This window comes from Streptomyces chlorus, from assembly GCF_042655885.1.
In the GTDB taxonomy this organism is placed as follows: domain Bacteria; phylum Actinomycetota; class Actinomycetes; order Streptomycetales; family Streptomycetaceae; genus Streptomyces; species Streptomyces chlorus.
This window is the reverse complement of sequence record NZ_JBHSOA010000163.1, coordinates 1-1,256: the sequence shown is the minus strand read 5'-3', so window position 1 is coordinate 1,256 and position 1,256 is coordinate 1. Positions and strand designations below refer to the sequence as shown.

Here is a 1,256-nt window from a genome sequence, read left to right as displayed (position 1 = left end):
GGTGGCGCGGGGCCAAGGAGGCGGACGCTTCGCGCGTCAGACAGTCACTTGTAGATCTTGCCGGGCTCGGCCTTGGCCGGAGCGAGCAGCTGGGAGACGGTCACGAAGGTGTAGCCCTGCTTGCTGAGCGCCTTCAGGATGGAAGGCATGGCCGGCACGGTGCCCTTGTGCAGCGGGTGGAGCAGGATGATCCCGTCGCGGTCGGCGCCCGCGAGCACGCGCTTGGTGATCAGCGCGGTGTCGTCCGTCTCGTAGTCCTTCGCGGTCACCGTCCACAGCACCTGCGCCATCCTCAGTTCTTTCGATACCTTGGAGACGCGGTCGTCGGTGCGGCCCTGGGGCGGGCGCATCAGCGTCGGCTCGCTGCCGGTGATGCTTGCGATGGCCCGTGCCGTGCGGCGCAGCTCGTCGCGGATCTGCGCATCAGAGACATCGGTCAGCACCGCGTGCGTCCAGGTGTGGTCCCCGATCTCGTGGCCCTCCTTGGCGATCCGCCGCACCACATCCGGGAACTTGTGGATGCGCCGGCCCTCAAGGAAGAACGTCGACGGCGCCTTGTACTCCTTCAGGAGGTCCATCAGCCGGTCGGTGGGTTCGCCCGGGTTGCCATCGAAGGTGAGCGCGATGCACTTGACCTTCCGGCAGTCCACCTGCCCTGACGGTACGCCTGCTCCAGACGCGGCCCGGTCACGTTCCTCGCGCGGGGAGAGCGTCTCCATCTTGTTCGCCTGGATGACCATGACGACGGTCACCGTCACGGCCGCCACCACGGTCAGGGGCAGGAGTATGAGTAGACGAGGCCGCCTCTTCAAGATCTTCATCCCAAGGAGAAGATTTCAGGGCCGGAAGGGTTGCCCAGCGGCCTCGATAGTGAGGCAGGACACGTGTGTTCAGCGCGTTTCCAGTGAGCTGCGGCGCCACCTCGGCTGCGATCCGCTCCAGCGTCTCTCCGACGTGCTCGGCCGCTGAGGGTGGCATGGTGTGCCTCGCGCCTGGCAACGGCCCACTACTGCGGCCGCCGCCAGGCGGGCCACCTCGGCTTCCGCCTCCGCGCATTGCTTGCGCAGCTGCTCGACCCGCCGCTGAATCATCCACGTCAGCACCGCGGCCGCCCTCCGCCCCCCTCTCCCGTACCGTGAACTCCCTTGATTCCGTGGACAGTAGACGGTACGGACGCCCCGCAGCCCCAGTTCCGGCGAATCACCCCATGACCAGACGATCACCTGCTACCGATCACGCCACCGACCAGCATGAGC

The 1,256-nt window shown here is 67.0% G+C and carries 1 protein-coding gene; it reads right to left on the bottom strand.

From position 1 onward, the window contains the following. Positions 1-44: 44 nt before the first annotated feature. The gene (locus ACFPZI_RS37135; RefSeq protein ID WP_381371577.1) at positions 45-821 is read right to left on the bottom strand and encodes a polysaccharide deacetylase family protein; all 777 of its coding nucleotides are present in this window, start codon (positions 819-821) and stop codon (positions 45-47) included. Between the last annotated feature and the right edge of the window lie 435 nt (positions 822-1,256).